The sequence below is a fragment of the Micromonospora sp. NPDC004336 genome (genome assembly GCF_053602615.1).
The window spans coordinates 1-17,740 of record NZ_JBSGDY010000138.1; the positions used below are offsets into that span (position 1 = coordinate 1).

19 protein-coding genes and 1 pseudogene are annotated in these 17,740 nt (G+C 72.9%); 3 read left to right on the top strand and 17 right to left on the bottom strand.

Annotated elements, in window-relative coordinates:
* Positions 1 to 433: 433 nt before the first annotated feature.
* The 5 genes from tatC to ACWENR_RS23435 form a co-directional block, all read right to left on the bottom strand.
* Positions 434 to 1,384, bottom strand: coding sequence for a twin-arginine translocase subunit TatC (gene tatC / locus ACWENR_RS23415; RefSeq protein WP_452279115.1), 951 nt, complete (start codon positions 1,382 to 1,384; stop codon positions 434 to 436).
* A gap of 19 nt (positions 1,385 to 1,403) precedes the next feature.
* A complete protein-coding gene (gene tatA / locus ACWENR_RS23420) occupies positions 1,404 to 1,730 on the bottom strand; it encodes a Sec-independent protein translocase subunit TatA (protein ID WP_452279116.1) in 327 nt (108 codons plus the stop codon).
* A 208-nt stretch (positions 1,731 to 1,938) separates the two neighbouring features.
* Positions 1,939 to 2,187: a DUF5320 domain-containing protein gene (locus ACWENR_RS23425; protein WP_452279117.1), complete on the bottom strand. Its 249-nt coding sequence runs from the start codon at positions 2,185 to 2,187 to the stop codon at positions 1,939 to 1,941.
* A 10-nt stretch (positions 2,188 to 2,197) separates the two neighbouring features.
* Positions 2,198 to 3,253 (bottom strand): helix-turn-helix transcriptional regulator, encoded by a 1,056-nt coding sequence (locus tag ACWENR_RS23430; protein ID WP_452279118.1) that lies wholly within the window; start codon positions 3,251 to 3,253, stop codon positions 2,198 to 2,200.
* Positions 3,250 to 4,248 (bottom strand): helix-turn-helix transcriptional regulator, encoded by a 999-nt coding sequence (locus ACWENR_RS23435; RefSeq protein ID WP_452279119.1) that lies wholly within the window; start codon positions 4,246 to 4,248, stop codon positions 3,250 to 3,252. Before ACWENR_RS23435 ends, ACWENR_RS23430 begins: the two co-directional genes overlap by 4 nt.
* Positions 4,249 to 4,361: 113 nt before the next feature.
* Between ACWENR_RS23435 and ACWENR_RS23440 the strand changes: the two genes are divergently transcribed.
* Entirely contained in the window at positions 4,362 to 5,324 is a 963-nt protein-coding gene (locus ACWENR_RS23440; RefSeq protein WP_452279120.1) for a cation diffusion facilitator family transporter, read from the top strand.
* Positions 5,325 to 5,501: 177 nt separating this feature from the next.
* Positions 5,502 to 6,587, top strand: coding sequence for a DUF3866 family protein (locus tag ACWENR_RS23445; protein WP_452279121.1), 1,086 nt, complete (start codon positions 5,502 to 5,504; stop codon positions 6,585 to 6,587).
* Between the two features lie 60 nt (positions 6,588 to 6,647).
* Here ACWENR_RS23445 and ACWENR_RS23450 read toward each other — a convergent pair whose 3' ends face one another.
* From ACWENR_RS23450 to arc, 9 genes are all read right to left on the bottom strand, one after another.
* Positions 6,648 to 7,196 carry a carboxymuconolactone decarboxylase family protein gene (locus tag ACWENR_RS23450; RefSeq protein ID WP_452279130.1) on the bottom strand — a complete coding sequence of 183 codons (549 nt, stop codon included), beginning with the start codon at positions 7,194 to 7,196 and terminating at the stop codon, positions 6,648 to 6,650.
* Positions 7,197 to 7,321: 125 nt separating this feature from the next.
* Complete coding sequence (locus ACWENR_RS23455) at positions 7,322 to 7,507, bottom strand: hypothetical protein (protein ID WP_452279122.1); 186 nt, start codon at positions 7,505 to 7,507, stop codon at positions 7,322 to 7,324.
* A 69-nt stretch (positions 7,508 to 7,576) separates the two neighbouring features.
* Positions 7,577 to 8,935 (bottom strand): Pup--protein ligase, encoded by a 1,359-nt coding sequence (pafA, locus tag ACWENR_RS23460; RefSeq protein ID WP_088993761.1) that lies wholly within the window; start codon positions 8,933 to 8,935, stop codon positions 7,577 to 7,579.
* Positions 8,936 to 9,171: 236 nt separating this feature from the next.
* Positions 9,172 to 10,002, bottom strand: coding sequence for a proteasome subunit alpha (gene prcA, locus ACWENR_RS23465; RefSeq protein WP_452279123.1), 831 nt, complete (start codon positions 10,000 to 10,002; stop codon positions 9,172 to 9,174).
* Between the two features lie 61 nt (positions 10,003 to 10,063).
* The gene (prcB, locus tag ACWENR_RS23470; protein ID WP_452279124.1) at positions 10,064 to 10,903 is read right to left on the bottom strand and encodes a proteasome subunit beta; all 840 of its coding nucleotides are present in this window, start codon (positions 10,901 to 10,903) and stop codon (positions 10,064 to 10,066) included.
* Positions 10,822 to 11,439, bottom strand: a complete 618-nt coding sequence (locus ACWENR_RS23475) for an endonuclease domain-containing protein (RefSeq protein WP_452279125.1) — start codon at positions 11,437 to 11,439, stop codon at positions 10,822 to 10,824. Before ACWENR_RS23475 ends, prcB begins: the two co-directional genes overlap by 82 nt.
* 57 nt (positions 11,440 to 11,496) lie before the next feature.
* Positions 11,497 to 11,712, bottom strand: coding sequence for a ubiquitin-like protein Pup (locus ACWENR_RS23480; RefSeq protein WP_088993750.1), 216 nt, complete (start codon positions 11,710 to 11,712; stop codon positions 11,497 to 11,499).
* Positions 11,713 to 11,817: 105 nt separating this feature from the next.
* Positions 11,818 to 13,335, bottom strand: coding sequence for a depupylase/deamidase Dop (gene dop / locus ACWENR_RS23485; RefSeq protein WP_452279126.1), 1,518 nt, complete (start codon positions 13,333 to 13,335; stop codon positions 11,818 to 11,820).
* 167 nt (positions 13,336 to 13,502) lie between these two features.
* Positions 13,503 to 15,284, bottom strand: coding sequence for a proteasome ATPase (gene arc, locus ACWENR_RS23490; RefSeq protein WP_091106686.1), 1,782 nt, complete (start codon positions 15,282 to 15,284; stop codon positions 13,503 to 13,505).
* Between the two features lie 177 nt (positions 15,285 to 15,461).
* Between arc and ACWENR_RS23495 the strand changes: the two genes are divergently transcribed.
* Positions 15,462 to 15,758, top strand: coding sequence for a ferredoxin (locus tag ACWENR_RS23495; RefSeq protein WP_452279127.1), 297 nt, complete (start codon positions 15,462 to 15,464; stop codon positions 15,756 to 15,758).
* Between the two features lie 85 nt (positions 15,759 to 15,843).
* Here ACWENR_RS23495 and ACWENR_RS23500 read toward each other — a convergent pair whose 3' ends face one another.
* The 3 genes and pseudogenes from ACWENR_RS23500 to ACWENR_RS23510 all read right to left on the bottom strand — a co-directional run.
* Positions 15,844 to 16,413 carry a hypothetical protein gene (locus ACWENR_RS23500; RefSeq protein ID WP_452279128.1) on the bottom strand — a complete coding sequence of 190 codons (570 nt, stop codon included), beginning with the start codon at positions 16,411 to 16,413 and terminating at the stop codon, positions 15,844 to 15,846.
* Positions 16,414 to 16,494: 81 nt separating this feature from the next.
* A complete protein-coding gene (locus ACWENR_RS23505; protein ID WP_452279129.1) occupies positions 16,495 to 17,514 on the bottom strand; it encodes a tRNA (adenine-N1)-methyltransferase in 1,020 nt (339 codons plus the stop codon).
* Positions 17,511 to 17,740, bottom strand: a pseudogene (locus tag ACWENR_RS23510) (peptidase M50); the annotation flags it as partial. The pseudogene ACWENR_RS23510 and the gene ACWENR_RS23505, both read right to left, overlap by 4 nt.

Here is a 17,740-nt window from a genome sequence, read left to right on the forward strand (position 1 = left end):
GGAAGCCTGCCGCCACGGCGGCTCCCGTCAGGGCGATCAGCCGGCCGACGGGCACGCCACGCGGCCGCGGGGTGGCGGCGGCCTCCGGCGCGGCGACGGATGCGGGGCGGAACGTCGGGCGACGCACGGGGTAACGACCCTTCCTCGTCTGGACCGTCGACACATCGTAAAGATCTGATTACCCGATCGCAGCTCGTGGATGCGTGATGACGGATTGCCGACTGGATCGCTGACGGCCGCCGCGCCGTGCGCTACGAAGCGACCCGCCGGCGGCCTCCGGCGTGGGCGGCGTCCGGGCCGTCGACCACGCCGGCCGCCTGCACCCCCGACACGGGCACGGGCGACCACGCCCGCGGCCCTGCTCCCCCGACACGGGCAGGGACGAGAAAGCCCCCGGGGTCGCCGGGGGCTTTCTCGTCCGTGCCTGGTGCCGTCAGGTCATGTCGTCGTAGCGGCGGTCGATCGGCGCCGGCGCGGCGACCGGCTCCGGGGCCGCCACCGGCGAGCTGGCGTCGACCCGCTGCCCGGCCTCGACCGGCTCCGGCTCGAACTCCAGCGGCGACACCTCGTCGTCGTCGATGCCGGCGTAGATCTCCTTGCCCCGGCCCTTGCGCCTGTCGTTGAGGAACGCCACACCGACCGCCGCGAAGTAGAGCGCGCAGAGACAGATCGCCAGCGCGGTCATCCCGAACGGGTCGGGGGTCGGCGTGACCACCGCTGCGAACGCGAAGAACACGAACACCGCGATCCGCCACCAGCCCAGCAGCCGCTTCGCGCTGGCGATGCCGACGAAGTTGAGCATCAACACCAGCAGCGGGAACTCGAACGCCACCCCGAACAGCAGGATCAGGTTGGTGACGAACGAGACGTAACGGGTGATGTCCAGGGTCGTGTTGATGTCGCTGCCGGAGATGTCCAGCAGGAACTCCAGACCCTTCGCGGTCACGAAGTACGCCAGCACCGCGCCGGCGGCGAACAGCGGCGCCGCCAGAGCGGTGAAGACGTACGCGTAGCGCCGCTCGTGCCGGTGCAGGCCGGGCGCGATGAACGCCCAGAGCTGGTAGAGCCAGACCGGCGCGGCGATGATCAGCCCGACCCAGAGCGCGATCTTCAGGTTGAGCAGGAACAGGTCGGCCGGGCCGAGCTGGACGAAGTCGCAGGCGCCGTTGGTCGTCCGCGCCTGCGGCAGGTCGCAGTATGGCCGCTTCAGCACGTTGAGCACCGGCCCGGCGAGCCAGACGCCGAAGCCGAAGCCGACCAGGATCGCCACCGACGCCTTGAACAGCCGGTTGCGCAGCTCGCGGATGTGCTCGATCAGCGTCATCGAGCCGTCGGCGGCCCGCTCGAAGCTGCTCGGACCGCGCTTCTTCAGGGAGAAGGCCACGGGTCTCGGGGCCCTTCGGTCAGTTGTCGCGGACGCGTTGCACCGGGTCGTTGACCGGAGGCGCGTACGGCTGCTGCTGGGGCGCGGCGTGCGGCTGCTGCCCGGCCGGCGGCGGCATGTACGGCTGCCCCTGGACGGTCTGCGGCGGGAGCGGCTGGTGGCCGGCCTGCGCGTCGGCCTTCTCGGCGAGGTCGCGGTCGTCGTCGTGCAGGCTCTTGGTCTCGGCCTTGATGATCCGCAGCGAACGGCCCAACGAACGGGCCGCGTCGGGGAGCCGCTTCGCGCCGAAGAGCAGGATCAGCACGACCACGAGTACGGCGATGTGCCACGGCTTGAGGGCACCCATGGGAAGCTCCAGTCGCTCTGTGTCGTCGTGAGGGGTGTACCGAAGCCCATCGTACGTGCGTCGACGGCCGCTGCCACCCACCGGGTGACGCTGGTTGGCCCCCGGCCGGTGAAGTCTCGACCAACGCGGGACGTCCCGTCAACATCAACCGACGGATCGCTGGTGAGCGGAACCGGGGCGGATCGCGCAGCGACGCGACACCGAGCGATCAGCCGCCGCGCTTGGCCTTGATCAACTCAAGCCGCCGGTGGGTGGTGTCGAGCTGCCGCTGGAGCACCTCGGCCCGCTCCTGGAGCGCCTCCGCGCTGTCCCGCAGCGCCTCCGCCTCGGTCGCCCGGCGTTGCAGGGCGACCGCCGCGCGACGCAGCCGGGGCAGCCGCGCCAGCACCGGCCGGACGGCCAGGGCGAACACGACGAGCGCGAACAGCACCACCGCGAGCACGATCCACTTCACCACGGCGGCCAGCCTACTGTGTGCCGGCCGGCACCGCCGGGTCGGCCGACGGCGCCGGCGACGGCGTGTCCGCCGGGCGTCGGGGCGCGGCCGGCGCCGGGGTCGCGTACGCGTCGAGGGCGGCGACCGCCGCCGCGCGCACCTGCTCGGCCAGCTCCGCGGGGGCGACCACGGTCACGTCCGGGCCCAGCCCCAGCACGAACCGGCGGGCCCAGCCCAGGTCGGTGACCCGCAGCGAGACCAACCACTGGTCGCCCGCGCCGGCCTCGACCCGCTCGCACGGGTAGTACTCGGTGATCCACCGCTCGCCGCGGCCGACCCGCAGCGTGATCAGCGGCAGGTCCGGCGAGGGCCGGAACACGCCCTCGGTGAGGTCGTGCGGGCGCGCCTGCGGCGGCACGACGGCCCGCTCGTCCAGCTCGGTGACCGCGTCGATGCGGTCGGCCCGGAACAGCCGCACCGCCTCCGCCCGGCGGCACCACGCCTCCACGTACGACCGGCCGCCCACCATCAGCATCCGCAGCGGGTCGACGACGCGGTCGGTGGTCTCGTCCCGCGCCGCTGTGTAGTAGGTGATGCGCAGGGCCCGGCCGCTCTCGACGGCGGCCCGCAGCTCCTGCACCCGGCGCGTGTCGGCGGGCAGCCGGACCTCGACGGGCGCGGCCACCAGGTCGCCGGCCGCGCTCTCGATCTTGGCGAGGGCGCGCTCGACCGCCTCCCGGTTGGCCACCCCGGGCGTCTCGGCGAGCATCCGCAGCGCCACCACCAGCGCCAGGGCCTCGTCCGGGGTGAGCCGCAGCGGTCGGTCGATGCCCGCGTCGTAGGTGATCGTGACCCGGTCGCCGTCGAAGGCCATGTCGATCAGGTCACCCGGGCCGTAGCCGGGCAGCCCGCAGACCCACAGCAGCTCCAGGTCCTCGCGCAGCTGCCGCTCGGTGACGCCCAGGTCACCGGCGGCCTCGGCGATCTCGATGCCGGGCCGGGCCAGCAGGTAGGGCACCAGGTTCAGCAGCCGGGCCAGCCGGTCGGCCGACGCGCGGGAGCCGCCCCGGGCGGCCGGCCGCGTCACCGGGCACCCCCGGCGACCGCCAGGTCGTCGTGCCGGACCGCGATCTCCTTGAGCCGCTGGATGACCGCCTCCCGCACCTCGGGCGGGTCGAGCACCCGCACGTCCGGACCGTAGCCGACGAGCTGGCCGGCGAGGACGTCCGCGTCCGCGTACGGCAGCACGAGCCGGTCGCCGTCGGGCCCGGCGGTGACTCCGACCGCCCAGCGGCGCAGCCCGGCGGCGCGGCCCGGGGCGGCCAGCACGGTGGCCCGGCCGGTGCGCTCCACCGGACCCGACCAGCGGGCCACGTGGCTGATCAGGTCTACCCCGGCCGGCGGCTCGTAGCCGCCGGGCGCGCCGGTCACCCGGACCGCCCCGACGACGCGGGACAGCCGGAAGCAGCGGGTCGCCGCCCGGTCGAGGTCGTGACCCACCACGTACCACCGGCCCCGCCAGCAGACCACGCCCCACGGCTGCAACCGGCGGCGGTTGGGCTCGTCGCGGTCGGGCACCCGGTAGTCGAAGACGACCTCGCGCCGGTCGCGGGCGGCGGCCGTGAGCGGCGCGAACGCCGGATCCACCGTGACCATCGGCTCCAGGCCCAGCGTGGCCTGCGGGTCCACGTCGACGCCGGCGGCGCGCAGCTTGGCCAGGCCGGACGAGGCGGCGGCGGCCAGGCCGGCGTGCTGCCACAGCCGGGCGGCGATGCCCACCGCGGCGGCCTCGTCCGGCTCCAGGGGGATGTCGGGCAGCGCGTACTCGCGGTGGGCGATCCGGTAGCCGGGCTCCGCGTCGAAGACGCTCGCCGTCCCGGTCTCCAGCGGCACGCCCAGCTCGCGCAGCTCGGCCTTGTCCCGCTCGAACTTGCGCTGGAACGCCTCGTGGTCGCGCGCGTCCTCCGGATCGTGCTCGTAACCGGGAACGGTCGCGGCGATCTGCGCGGCGGTCAGGAACCGTCGCGTGGACAGCAGGCAGATCACCAGGTTGACCAGGCGTTCGGTGCGGGTCCGCGACACGCGGTAGACGCTAGCAGCCCGCCCGTCGGGCACGTGCACCCACGCGGGCACGACGTGCGCCGCGTCGCGCCGCCTCGCCCGCGCGGGGCCGGCGACGGCCATACAGTGACCTCGTGGCGCAGCCGGACGTGAAGGCCGAGAGCGTCGGCACGGTCGTCGTCGCCGGCGCCGCCAACCTCGCCATCGCCGCCGCCAAGCTGGTCGCGGGGCTGATCTCCGGATCCGCCGCGATGCTCTCCGAGGCCGTCCACTCCGTCGCCGACACCACCACCGAGGTGCTGCTCTACCTCGCGCTGCGCCGGGGCGCGCGGCCGGCCGACGTCCGCCACCCGTTCGGGTACGGCAAGGAGAGCTACGTCTGGGCGTTCCTGGCGGCCGTCTTCACCTTCGTCGCCGGCGCCGGATTCGCGATCACCCACGGCGTCACCACCATCCTCGTGCACGAGCACAGCGGCGACTACCTCGTCTCGTACGTGGTGCTGGCCGTGTCGTTCGCCATCGAGTCGGTCTCGCTGGCCCGCGCCGCGCGGCAGATCCGCGCCGAGTCGCGGCACTGGCACACCACGCCCCGACGCTTCCTGCGGATGACGTCCGACACCACCGTCAAGGCCGTGTTCCTCGAGGACAGCGCCGCCCTGGTCGGGCTGGTGCTGGCCGCCGCCGGGGTGGCCCTGTCCCAGCTCACCGGCGACGAACTGTGGGACGGCGTCGCCTCCGTCCTGATCGGCCTGCTGCTGCTCGTGGTGGCCACCGTGCTGGCCCGCAACAACATCTCCCTGCTGGTCGGCCGGGCCGTGCCGGAGCGGCTGCGCCGCGAGATCGCCGACGACCTGGCCGGGCTGCCCGCCGTGCGCCGCATCGACACGCTGCTGACCATGCAGCTCGGCCCGGCCGACGTCCTGGTCGCCGCCAAGGTCGACTTCGACGACGAGGCGAGCGGCGCGACCATCGAGGCCGCCGCCGACGAGGCCGAGCGCCGCCTCACCGCCCGGTACTCCCAGATCCGGTACGTCTTCCTCGACCCGACCCGCTCCCCGCCCGACGTCCCCCGGGACCCCGACGACCGCCCCGACTGACCCACCGACCCTGCCTGCCCGGAACCCCGGCGACCGCCCCGACTGACCCACCGGCCCTGCCGCCCGACGCCGTGACCAGCGCCGGAGCACTCCACCCCTCGCTCGCGACGGTGGCCGACGTGGGGCGGACCCGCCCCGGGCGCGGCCGGCCGGGGCCGCGACGCTAGCGTGCCGGGCATGGTGCGATGGCGGTCGGGAACGGTGACGACGCTGCGACGGCAGTGGACCGGGGCGGTGGAACTCGACGTCGAACTGCCCGACGGCGCCACCGTCCGCGCCCTGGCCTACCCCGCACTGGTCGGCCGTCCCGAGCCCGGCGACCGGGTGCTGCTCAACGCCGGCGCGCTCCTGATGGGCCTCGGCACCGGCGGGTACGCCCTGGTCGTGGCGCTGCCCGACCGGCTCCCGCCGGACCCGCCGCAGGCCCTCGACAGCCGCGACGCCGGCCACCTCGTCAAGGCCCGCTACACCCCGCTGCAGCCGATCCTGCTCGGCGTCGACGAGGAGGCGTCCCCGCACCGCGAGGTGCTGGCCGCCGCCGACGACCTGGCGGGCCTGCCGGTCGTCACCGCCGACCTGCACTCCGCGCTGCCGGCGATCCTGGCCGGCGTCCACGCCGACGCCCCCGACGCCCGGGTCGCGTACGTGCTGACCGACGGCGGCGCGCTGCCCGCCTGGTTCTCCCGCACCCTCGCCGGCCTGCGCGACCACCTCGTCGGCACCGTCAGCGTCGGCCAGGCCTTCGGCGGCGACCTGGAGGCGAGCACCGTGCACAGCGGCCTGCTGGCCGCCCGGCACGTGCTCCGCGCCGACGTGGCGATCGTCGCCCAGGGGCCCGGCAACCTGGGCACCGGCACCCGGTGGGGCTTCTCCGGGGTGGCCGTCGGCGAGGCCGTCAACGCCGTCGCCACGCTGGGCGGGCGCCCCGTCGGGTCGCTGCGCCTCTCCGACGCCGACCCCCGGCCCCGGCACCGGGGCGTCTCGCACCACAGCCTGACCGCGTACGGCCGGGTGGCGCTGGCCCCCGCCGAGCTGGTGGTGCCCGACGGGCTGGACCCGGCGCTGGCCCGCGAGGTGGACGCCGCGCTGGCCTCCCTCGCGGCCCGGCACACCCTCGTCCGGGTGCCCACCGACGGGCTCGACGCCGCGCTGCGGGCGACGCCGGTGCCGCTGTCGACGATGGGCCGGGGCCTCGACGCCGACCACGCCTACTTCCTGGCCGCCGCCGCGGCCGGCCGGCACGCCGCCCGCCTGCTCACCTGAACCGGGCGGGCCGCCGAAGCCGAGCAGGACGGCGAGGCTCAGCGCGCCGGTGGCGGGCGGTCAGCTCTCCACGTACCCGTGCCGTACGATGCGCTCCGCGGCCTTCTCGTAGACCGCCGGGTCGTCCGGGACCAGGGTGCCCAGCCCGTCCACGTAGCGGTTGTACATGCAGAACGCCGCCGCGATCAGGACCGTGTCGTGGATCTCCAGGTCCGTCGCGCCGGCCTCCCGCGCCGCCGCCACCAGCTCCGCGGTCACGTCCCGGCCGCTGCGCCGCACGGCCTCCGCGATCCGCAGCAACGCCCGCAGCTTCTCGTCGACCTCCGCGTCCACCGGGTCGCGGAGCACCCGGTCGACCAACGGCATGCCGGAGGGAAGCTGCGCCGCCGCGAACGCCGCGTGCGTCGCGCAGCAGAACCGGCACTCGTTGAGCCCCGACACGTACGCCGCGATCAGCTCCCGCTCGCCCGGCGTCAGCGTCGGGTGCGGGGCACGCAGGAGCGCCTCCGCCAACGCGTTGAGTGGCTTGGCCGTCTCCGGACGGAACCGCATCGGGCCCCGGATGCCCGGATGCGCCCGCTCGTCGATACCGAGGTCGATGTGTGCGATGACGTCACCATCCCTGCCGCACGGCGGGGCGTGCCCGGTCCGCAGACCGGCAACGCCGGACGGCACGATGCTCCCAGCCCCGCGAGGGCCGCCACCACTCCCAGGCTGCGGTGTCGCCCGCCGGATCAGGCCAAGAAGATCAGAGCGAGCCAGGCGCCCACCATGAGCACCAGCGCGAGCGCCAGCACCCACGTCGGCACCGTGTATTCGCCGCGCCGGTTACGCGCGATCTCCTCGCGGATCTTCTCGCGGCGGCGCTCGACCCAGTTCTGCCGCTGGCGGCCGCTCTCGGGCGGTTCGGAAGTCGTCATGGCGCGGTCAGCCTACCGGGCCGCCCGGCCCGGCAGGCGGTCGCCACCGCGCCGGGCCGGGCCGCGCCGTCACATGCTGGCGATCAGCCGCTCCACCCGCTCGTCGTACGCCCGGAACGGGTCCTTGCACAGCACGGTGCGCTGCGCCTGGTCGTTGAGCTTCAGGTGCACCCAGTCGACGGTGAAGTCGCGCCGCTTCTCCTGGGCGTGCCGGATGAACTCCCCGCGCAGCCGCGCCCGGGTCGTCTGCGGCGGCGTCTCCTTGGCCTCGAAGATCTCCGGGTCGGTCGCCACCCGGTCCACCTCGCCGCGCCGCTCCAGCAGCCCGTAGAGGCCCCGGCCCCGCCGCAGGTCGTGGTAGGCCAGATCCATCTGCGCCACCCGCGGATGCGACAGCGGCAGGTCGTGCTTGCGCTGGTAGCGCTCGATCAGCCGCAGCTTGGTCACCCAGTCGATCTCCCGGGCCACCGGCTCCAGGTCGCCCGTCTCCACCGCGCGCAGCACCCGGCCCCACAGCTCGACCACCCGCTTCGCGGTCTGGTCGCCGCCGCGCCGCTCCACGAACTCCGTCGCCTTCGCCAGGTATTCCTGCTGGATCTCCAGCGCGCTGACCTCCTTGCCGGAGGCCAGCCGCACCTTGCGCCGCCCGGTGATGTCGTGCGACACCTCGCGGATCGCCCGGATCGGGTTCTCCAGCGTCAGGTCACGCATCACCACCCCGGCCTCGATCATCCGCAGCACGATGTCGGCGGTGCCGACCTTCAGCAGCGTGGTGACCTCGTTCATGTTGGAGTCGCCGACGATGACGTGCAGCCGGCGGTAGCGCTCGGCGTCGGCGTGCGGCTCGTCGCGGGTGTTGATGATCGGCCGGCTCCGGGTCGTCGCCGAGGAGACGCCCTCCCAGATGTGCTCCGCCCGCTGCGACAGGCAGTAGACCGCCCCGCGCGGGGTCTGCAACACCTTGCCCGCGCCGCAGATCAACTGCCGCGTCACCAGGAACGGGATCAGCACGTCGGCCAGCCGGCCGAACTCGCCGTGCCGGGAGACCAGGTAGTTCTCGTGACAGCCGTACGAGTTGCCGGCCGAGTCGGTGTTGTTCTTGAACAGGTAGATCTCGCCGGCGATGCCCTCGTCGTGCAGCCGCTTCTCCGCGTCGACGAGCAGCCCCTCTAGGATCCGCTCGCCGGCCCGGTCGTGCGCGACCAGGTCGACCACCGAGTCGCACTCCGGGGTGGCGTACTCCGGGTGCGAACCGACGTCGAGGTAGAGCCGGGCGCCGTTGCGCAGGAACACGTTGCTCGACCGGCCCCACGACACCACCCGGCGGAAGAGGTATCGGGCGACCTCGTCGGGGGACAGCCGCCGCTGCCCGCGGTAGGTGCAGGTGACGCCGTACTCGGTCTCGAGGCCGAAGATTCGCCGCTCCATGGTGAGACACTAGCCGCCCGAGGCCCCAGATGGCAGCGCTCGACGCGGCGTCTCCCGCCGGGGTGCCCGCCCGCGCGTACGCACCCCGGCCACGCGGGCACGCCGACCGGTGCGAGTGGACGCCGCCGCGGCGGGTGGACGAACGTCGGCGACGGCGGGCGGGCCGGCGGCGACGCGTACCGAAGAGGGCGGGCGCCCGGGCCACGACCCGGACGCCCGCCCTCCGTCGGGCTCCGCTACGCCTCGGGGCTTTCGGTCTGCTGGCCCTCCAGGTCGGCCGAGCCGGCCGACGTGGTGGGCTTCTTCGCCTCCTCGGTCGGCGCGGTCGGGGTCTCCGGGCGCGCCGACACCTCCGGCTCCGCCGCCTTGTCGCCGTCGAGCAGCGCGGTCAGGGCGGCCCCGGTGACGCGGCGGAACGTCCGCCCCACCCGGCGCCGGTCCAGGACCGCGACCTCCAGCTGGTTGGCGGCGATGGTCCGGGCGGCGCCGCCCTCTCCCCCGACGCTGCTCAGCGCCTGCACGGCGACCTTGACCGCCTCGCCCAGCGACATGTCCGGACGGTGGTGGGACTTCAGCACCCCGGTGATCGCCTCGGCCTGCCCGCCCATCGCCATCCGGCCCGGCTCGTCGTTGACCGAGCCGTCGTAGGTGAGCCGGTAGAGCTCGTCGTCCTCGGCGGTCGCGCCGACCTCGGCCACGCAGATCTCCACCTCGAACGGCTTCGACTGCTCGGTGAAGATGGCGCCCAGGGTCTGCGCGAACGCGTTCGCCAGGGCCCGGCCGGTGACGTCGCGCCGGTCGTAGCTCAGGCCGTTCAGGTCCGCCATCCGCACGCCGGCGCGGCGCAGGTTCTCGAACTCGTTGTAGCGGCCGACCGCGGCGAAGCCGATCCGGTCGTAGATCTCACTGACCTTGTGCAGGGCGCTGGAGAGGTTCTCGGCGACGAAGAGCACCCCGCCGGAATAGCTCAGGACCACCGCGCTGCGGCCCCGGGCGATGCCCTTGCGGGCCAGCTCGGAGCGGTCGCGCATGATCTGCTCGGGCGAGGCGTAGAACTGCATGGCCACGGCGGCGGTTCTCCTTAGGGCGCTGTGCTGACGGCTGCTGCTGGTGCGGGGCGGGGGCGGATCAACCGCCCGGGTTCTCCATCCGGGCCGAGACCACGCTCTCGGCGATCGCCGACATCTCCTCGTCGGTGAGCCGGCGGGTGCCCTCCGCCGTCGCCGTCATCACCACCGGGTAGATCCGGCGGATCAGGTCCGGACCGCCGGTCGCGGTGTCGTCGTCGGCCGCGTCGTAGAGCGCCTCTACCGCGAGCCGGACCGCCTCGTCGACCGGGAGACCCGGCTGGAAGCGCTTCTTCAGCGCGGACTTGGCGAAGAGCGAGCCCGAGCCGATCGCGTCGTAGCCGGTCTCCTCGTAGGGACCGCCGGTGACGTCGAAGCTGAAGATCCGGCCGGCCCGCGCCGGGTCCTTCGCGGCCAGGTCGAAACCGGCGAAGAGCGGGATCACCGCGAGGCCCTGCATCGCGGCGCCCAGGTTGCCCCGGATCATCGAGGCGAGCCGGTTGGCCTTGCCGTCGAGCGAGAGCATCGCGCCCTCGATCTTCTCGTAGTGCTCCAGCTCCACCTGAAACAGTCGCATCAGCTCGATGCCGATGCCCGCCGTGCCCGCGATGCCCACCAGGGAGTACGCGTCGGCCGGGTGCACCTTCTCGATGTCGCGCTGGGCGATCAGGTTGCCCATGGTGGCCCGCCGGTCGCCGGCCATCACGACGCCGCCGGCGGCCGAGATGGCCACGATCGTCGTCGCGTGCGGCGCCATGTCGGCGGCCATGCCCGGCGGCAGCGGCCGTCGGCCGGGCAGCATCTCGGGGGCCACCTTGCTCAGGAACGAGGTGAAGGAGGACGTCCCCGCGTTGGTGAACACATCTGGTAGACGCCCGGATGGATCAAAACCCGCTGCCACGTGGTTCCTCTCAGATATGTGATCGCCTCCGCCAGCCGCGACTGATCGTCACGGAACTGACCGAGACCACCGTTGCAGTTGAAGCACAATATCCCGCGCACCCACCCGGTGCGATGATCGTGGTCCAGATGTTGGGGGTCCGGTGTGCCACAGATCGCGCAGACGCCGCCCTGCTCGGCCAGGAGCTCCTGGAACTCCCGCTCCCCGATGCCGTAGCGCCGCCGCAGGTGGTACTCGCGCGTGCCGCCGTAGAGCCGCTGAGCGGTCTCTCTTCCCCGGGCGTTGTGGCAGGGCTTGCAGTAGCTGTGCCGGCCGCTGCTCCTGGTGGTGCGCGGAAACTCGTCGAGGGGCTTGATCTGCTCGCAGTCCGGGCACCACTTGAGCCCTTCGCCAACCGGGGTGGCCGACCGCTTCTGCGGCCCGATGCCACGCCTGCGGCGGCTCGCCGCCGAGCGAGCCGCCGCACATGACTTGCAGTAGTAGGCGAGCCCGTCCGCCCGTCGCCGGTTGCGGTGGAACTCGGCGGCGGGCAGCAACCGGTCACATTGGGGGCATACCTTGTCCGACGATCCCGCCGAATCGGACATATGGTATCACTCCCCCCCTTTCTGTACATACCCGCGCACGAACTCCTCGGCGTTCTCCTCCAGGACGGAGTCGATCTCGTCGAGCAGGTCGTCGACGTCCTCGGTGATCTCGGCGTGCCGCTCGGCGACCTCCGGATTCGCCTCCGTGGTGACGTCCTCGATCTCCTCGCCCTGACGCGACTTGCCCGACTGCGACTGCCCGCCGCTGTCACGAGTGGCCATTGCTGCCTCCTCCACGATCGCCCTGCGATCAACTTACCTCGCGGAGGCGACGAAAAGCCCGCCGCGCGCCGGCTTCGGCACAGGGCGGGCATCCGTCCACCGCGGTCAGCCGCCGGTGAGGGTCTCCAGCAGATCCTTGGCGCTGGGGCAGCGGTCGAAGAGCGCGCCCACGTGCTTGCGGGTGCCGCGCTCGGGCTCCATCATCGGCACCCGCACCAGCGACTCCCGGCCCACGTCGAAGATGACCGAGTCCCAGCTGGCGGCGACCACCTCGGAGGCGTACTGGGCCAGGCACCGGCCGCGGAAGTAGGCGCGGGTGTCCTCCGGCGGCTCGGTCATCGCCGTGCGGGTCTCCTCGTCGTCGAGCAGGGTCTTCATCGCTCCCCGGGAGACCAGCCGGTGGTAGAGGCCCTTCTCCGGGCGGACGTCCGAATACTGCAGGTCGACGAGCTGGAGCTTGTGCGAGCCCCAGCCGAGCTTCTCGCGCTCCCGGTAGCCCTCCAGCAGCCGCAGCTTGGCCACCCAGTCCAGCTCGTCGGCGCAGAGCATGACGTCGCGGCCCAGTCGGTCCAGCACGCTCTCCCAGCGGGCGAGCACGTCCAGGGTCTGCTCGTCGGCGTCGGCGCCGTAGCGGTCGTCCACGAAGGACCGCACCCGCTCGTAGTAGGCCCACTGGACGTCCAACGCGGTGAGCCGCCGCCCGTCGCGCAGCCGCATGCGGTGCGTCAGGGAGGGGTCGTGGCTGACCGCGCGCAGCTCGCTGACCGGGTCGGCGATGCCCAGGTCGGCGCCGAGCGCCTTCTCCTCGATCATCGTGAGGATCAGGGCGGTGGTGCCGACCTTGAGGTACGTGGAGATCTCCGACAGGTTGGCGTCGCCGATGATGACGTGCAGCCGGCGGTACTTGTCGGCGTCGGCGTGCGGCTCGTCGCGGGTGTTGATGATCGGCCGCTTGAGGGTGGTCTCCAGGCCGACCTCGACCTCGAAGAAGTCGGCGCGCTGGGAGATCTGGAAGCCGCTCTGCCCGCCGTCCTGGCCGATGCCGACGCGGCCGGCGCCGCAGACGATCTGCCGGGTCACGAAGAACGGCGTCAGGTACGCCACGATGTCGGCGAAGGCCGTCTGGCGGCGCATCAGGTAGTTCTCGTGGGAGCCGTAGCTGGCGCCCTTGTTGTCGGTGTTGTTCTTGTAGAGGTGGATGGGCTGGGTGCCGGGGATGGTGGCGGCGCGGCGGGCCGCCTCGGCCATCACCCGCTCCCCCGCCTTGTCCCAGCGCACCAGGTCCCGCGGGTTGGTCACCTCGGGGGTGGAGTATTCCGGGTGGGCGTGGTCGACGTAGAGCCGCGCGCCGTTGGTGAGTATCACGTTGGCCAGCCCGAGGTCCTCGTCGGCGAGGGCCTCGGCCGGGTCGTACGCGGCCCCGGAGTAGGTGAAGCCGCGGGCGTCCCGCAGCGGGGACTCCTCCTCGTAGTCCCAGCGGGCGCGGCCGCCCCGGTTGAGTTCCGGGCGCGCCCCGTAGGCGTTGACCACCTGCGAGGAGGTGACCATGGGGTTGGCCCCGGCCTGGCCGGGCACGGAGATGCCGTACTCGACCTCGGTGCCCATGATCCGTCTAACGCTCATCGACCTACCTGCTTCGCTCGCCCGACCGGTCCCCCGTCACGTCGAGCGTAGTCGGCCGTACGGCGGATGGGGGCGCGCCGGACCGGGGCGTTCGGCGCGGGACGGGTCGGGGGCGGACGGAACGGGGCCCGCGACGCGTCGCGTCGCGGGCCCCGTGCGGGTGTGGGTCAGAGGTACTGACCGGTGTTGCTGGCGGTCTCGATCGACCGGCCGGCCTCCGCGCCCTTGCCGCCGGAGACGAGCGTGCGGATGTAGACGATCCGTTCGCCCTTCTTGCCGGAGATGCGGGCCCAGTCGTCGGGGTTGGTGGTGTTGGGCAGGTCCTCGTTCTCCCGGAACTCGTCGACGCACGCGTCGAGGAGGTGCTGCAGGCGCAGGCCCTTGCGGCCGGAGGTGAGGAACTCCTTGATGGCCATCTTCTTGCCCCGGTCGACGATGTTCTGGATCATCGCGCCGGAGTTGAAGTCCTTGAAGTAGAGGACTTCCTTGTCGCCGTTGGCGTAGGTGACCTCGAGGAAGCGGTTCTCCTCGGTCTCCGAGTACATTCGCAGGACGACCGCGTCGATCATCGCCGCGACGGTGGCCTGGGGGTCGCCGCCGTGCTCGGCCAGGTCGTCCGGGTGCAGGGGCAGCCCGGGGAGGATGTACTTGGAGAAGATGTCCTTGGCCGCCTCGGCGTCCGGCCGCTCGATCTTGATCTTCACGTCGAGCCGGCCGGGACGCAGGATCGCCGGGTCGATCATGTCTTCCCGGTTGGAGGCGCCGATGACGATGACGTTCTCCAGGCCCTCCACGCCGTCGATCTCGCTGAGCAGCTGGGGGACGATCGTGTTCTCCACGTCGGAGGAGACACCGGAGCCCCGGGTCCGGAACACCGAGTCCATCTCGTCGAAGAACACGATGACCGGGGTGCCCTCGCCGGCCTTCTCGCGGGCCCGCTGGAAGATCAGCCGGATGTGCCGCTCGGTCTCGCCGACGTACTTGTTGAGCAGCTCCGGGCCCTTGATGTTGAGGAAGAAGCTGGTGTGCCTCTCCTTGCCCTCCCGCTCGGCGATCTTCTTCGCCAGCGAGTTGGCCACGGCCTTGGCGATCAGCGTCTTGCCGCAGCCGGGTGGACCGTAGAGCAGGATGCCCTTCGGCGGCCGGAGCTGGTGCTCGCGGAACAGGTCGGCGTGCAGGAAGGGCAGCTCCACCGCGTCGCGGATCTGCTCGATCTGGGCGTGGAGGCCGCCGATGTCGGTGTAGTCGACGTCCGGCACCTCCTCGAGGACCAGCTCCTCGACCTCGCTCTTCGGGATCCGCTCGTAGGCGTAGGCCGAGCGGGGCTCGATCATGAGCGAGTCGCCGGCCCGGATCGGCGAGCCGATCAGGGTCTCGGCGAGGTGCACGATGCGCTCCTCGTCGGAGTGCGAGACCACCAGGGCCCGGTCGCCCGGGCTGCCCTCGGGACCCGCCAGGATCTCCTTGAGCATGACCACCTCGCCGACCCGCTCGTAGCCGAACGCGTCGACGATGTTGAGCGCGTCGTTGAGCAGGACCTCCTGGCCGCGCCGCAGCTCGGCGACGTCCAGCGAGGGCGAGACGGCGACCCTGAGCTTGCGCCCGCCGGTGAACACGTCCACCGTGCCGTCGTCGTGCCGCGCGAGGAAGACGCCGTAGCCACTCGGCGGCTGTGCGAGGCGGTCGATCTCCTCCTTGAGCGTCACGATCTGCGCGCGAGCCTCCTTGAGGGTGCTCACGAGCCGGTCGTTGTTCTCGGTCAGCCGCGCCAACTGTGCCTGGGTGGCCGCCAGCCGCTCTTCGAGCTGCCGGACGTGTCGGGGGCTTTCGGTCAACTTGCGCCGCACCAGAGCGAGTTCCTCTTGAAGGAACGCGACCTGCGTGGAGAGATCGTGGGCCTCCTTCTCCCACCGTGCGGCGCGCGAGTCCGCGTCGTCGCTGCGTGCCACGTCCCACCTCCCCGGGGGGCTTGAACGTTCTGCCCTAACACTAGCCGCTATGAGGCCGATTCGGTCCCACGCAACGCGCTCGTCACCGAACCTTGATCGCCAAGGGTGGCCCCGAGGGCCGGTCCGGGCGTTCGGGTACCGTCGGAGCGTGGGACGGGAGAACATGGGGGGTGCGTCGTGGCGGAGGTCATGACCGACCAGCTTCAGGTCTGGGTGGACCAGGACCTCTGCACGGGCGACGGGCTCTGCGTGCAGTACGCGCCGGAGGTCTTCGAGTTCGACGTCGACGGGCTCGCCTACGTCAAGGGCCCCGACGGTGAGCTGCTGACGGCGCCGGGCAGCCGGGTCGACGTGCCCGAGCACCTGCGCCTCGAGGTGATCGACTCGGCCAGGGAGTGCCCGGGCGAGTGCATCCACGTCGTGCGCGGCAGCGACGGCGTCGAGGTCGCCGGCCCCGAGGCCGAGGAGGACTGACGGCCCGTCCTCCCGCGCCCGACGGCGCGGGAGGACGACCGGACCGCGCGCCCCGGCCGATCGCGACCGGCCGGGGGCGTACGCCTCAGAGCATCGGGCGGCCGACCACCGAGGCGACGAGGCGGGCGAACTCCTCCAGCCGGGCGATCTGCCCCGCGCCCCCGTCGTCGAGGGTCTTGCCGAAGCGCAGCGCGTCGTGCCGGGGCGCGCCCACCGCCTCGTCGCTGGGCGGCGCCTCGTCCAGCGACGTCAGCAGCAGATAGACGTCGATGCTGTCGACGCGGATGCCGCCGCTGTCGTCGCGGGTGAGCCGGCGCCGGCAGCCCACCTCGGTGACGGTGGAGACCGGCACCACCCGCAGCGACGAGGTCATCGACCCGGGCGGCCCCTCCCCCGGCGGCACGTCCTCGCCGTGCCAGAGGACGAGCCGGCTGCCGTCGCAGACCACGACCTCCTGCCACACCCCGTTGACCTCGTTGACGAAGCGTTCCAGGGTGAAGCCGAGCACCGACGCCCCGCGCAGCACCCCGCCCAGCGCCTCCAGCGCGACGTCGGGATCGCGCAGGTAGGCCCGGGCCGCCGATTCGAGATCCTGGTAGGGCGACCAGTCGGGAAACACCGCCGGCAGGTCACCGCCGAAGCCCGGCCGGTTCATGCCACCTCCCCGCACCCGTGCCGCCGACCCGCACCGGCCGACGGCTTCCGTCCGTTCACTCCCCGCCGCCCCCTGCCGGGGTCACGGCTGCGTCGTGTCCGCGGCCTCGGCCGGGGAGACCGCGGCGGCCCGGGCGGCGGCGGCCTGTCGGGCCGCCTCCGCCTCGCGCAGCGCCTGACGGCGCTCGGCGTACGCCTCGGCGCCCTTGCTGGGCTTGCGGCGACGCGGCGGCGCCGTCACGCCGGGAGCGAGCTTACGCGCGGAGACCAGGAACGCGGTGTGCGCGATCATGCGGTGGTCCGGGCGCACCGCCAGGCCCTCGGCGTGCCAGTCGCGCACCAGCGACTCCCAGGCGCGCGGCTCGGTCCAGCCGCCGCGCTCGCGCAGCGCCTCGACCAGCTCGGACAGCTGGGGGGTGGTGGCGACGTAGCCGATGAACACGCCGCCGGGCACCAGGGCCCGCTCGACCATGTCGAGGGTCTCCCACGGGGTGAGCATGTCGAGGATGATCCGGTCGAAGCCGGTCTCGGCGCAGTCGGCGACGTCGCCGACGTGCAGGCGCCACGCCGGGTGCGGTCCGTTGAAGAACGCCTCGACGTTGCGCCTGGCGATCTGGGCGAAGTCGTCGCGCACCTCGAACGAGTGCAGCTCGCCCTCGGTGCCGACGGCGCGCAGCAGCGAGCAGGACAGCGCCCCGGAGCCGGCGCCGGCCTCCAGGACCTTGGCGCCGGGGAAGATGTCGCCCATGGCGACGATCTGGGCCGAGTCCTTCGGGTAGATCACCTGGGCGCCGCGCGGCATGGAGAGCACGTAGTCCGACAGCAGCGGGCGCAGGGCCAGGAACGCGGTGCCGCCGCCGCTGGTGGTGACCACGCTGCCGTCGGGCAGGCCGATCAGCGCGTCGTGCTCCAGGATGCCGCGGTGGGTGTGGAACGCCTTGCCGGGCTCCAGGGTGACCGTGTGCATCCGCCCCTTGGGGTCGGTCAGCTGCACCCGGTCACCGGGCCGGAACGGGCCGCGGTGCACGGGGGGCAGCGCCGGGGTGTGGGCGGGCGCCGGGGCGCCCGGTTCGGCCGGGGCGGCGGGGGGAGTTGCGGTCACGTGTTCATCTTCCGTTGAGGTTCGAGGAGCTGAGCCAGATCCGCGATGTGCAGGATGCCGACGACATCTTCGCCTGACGTCACCACGTACTGCGCGCCCGGGTGGGTCCGTACGGTCTCCATGACCCGTTCCCCGTCGAGCCCGACCGGCATGGCGGGCAGGTCGGCCAGCGACCGGGCGACCGCGTCGACGGCCAGCCAGGGCCGCCAGACCACAGCCCAGCACG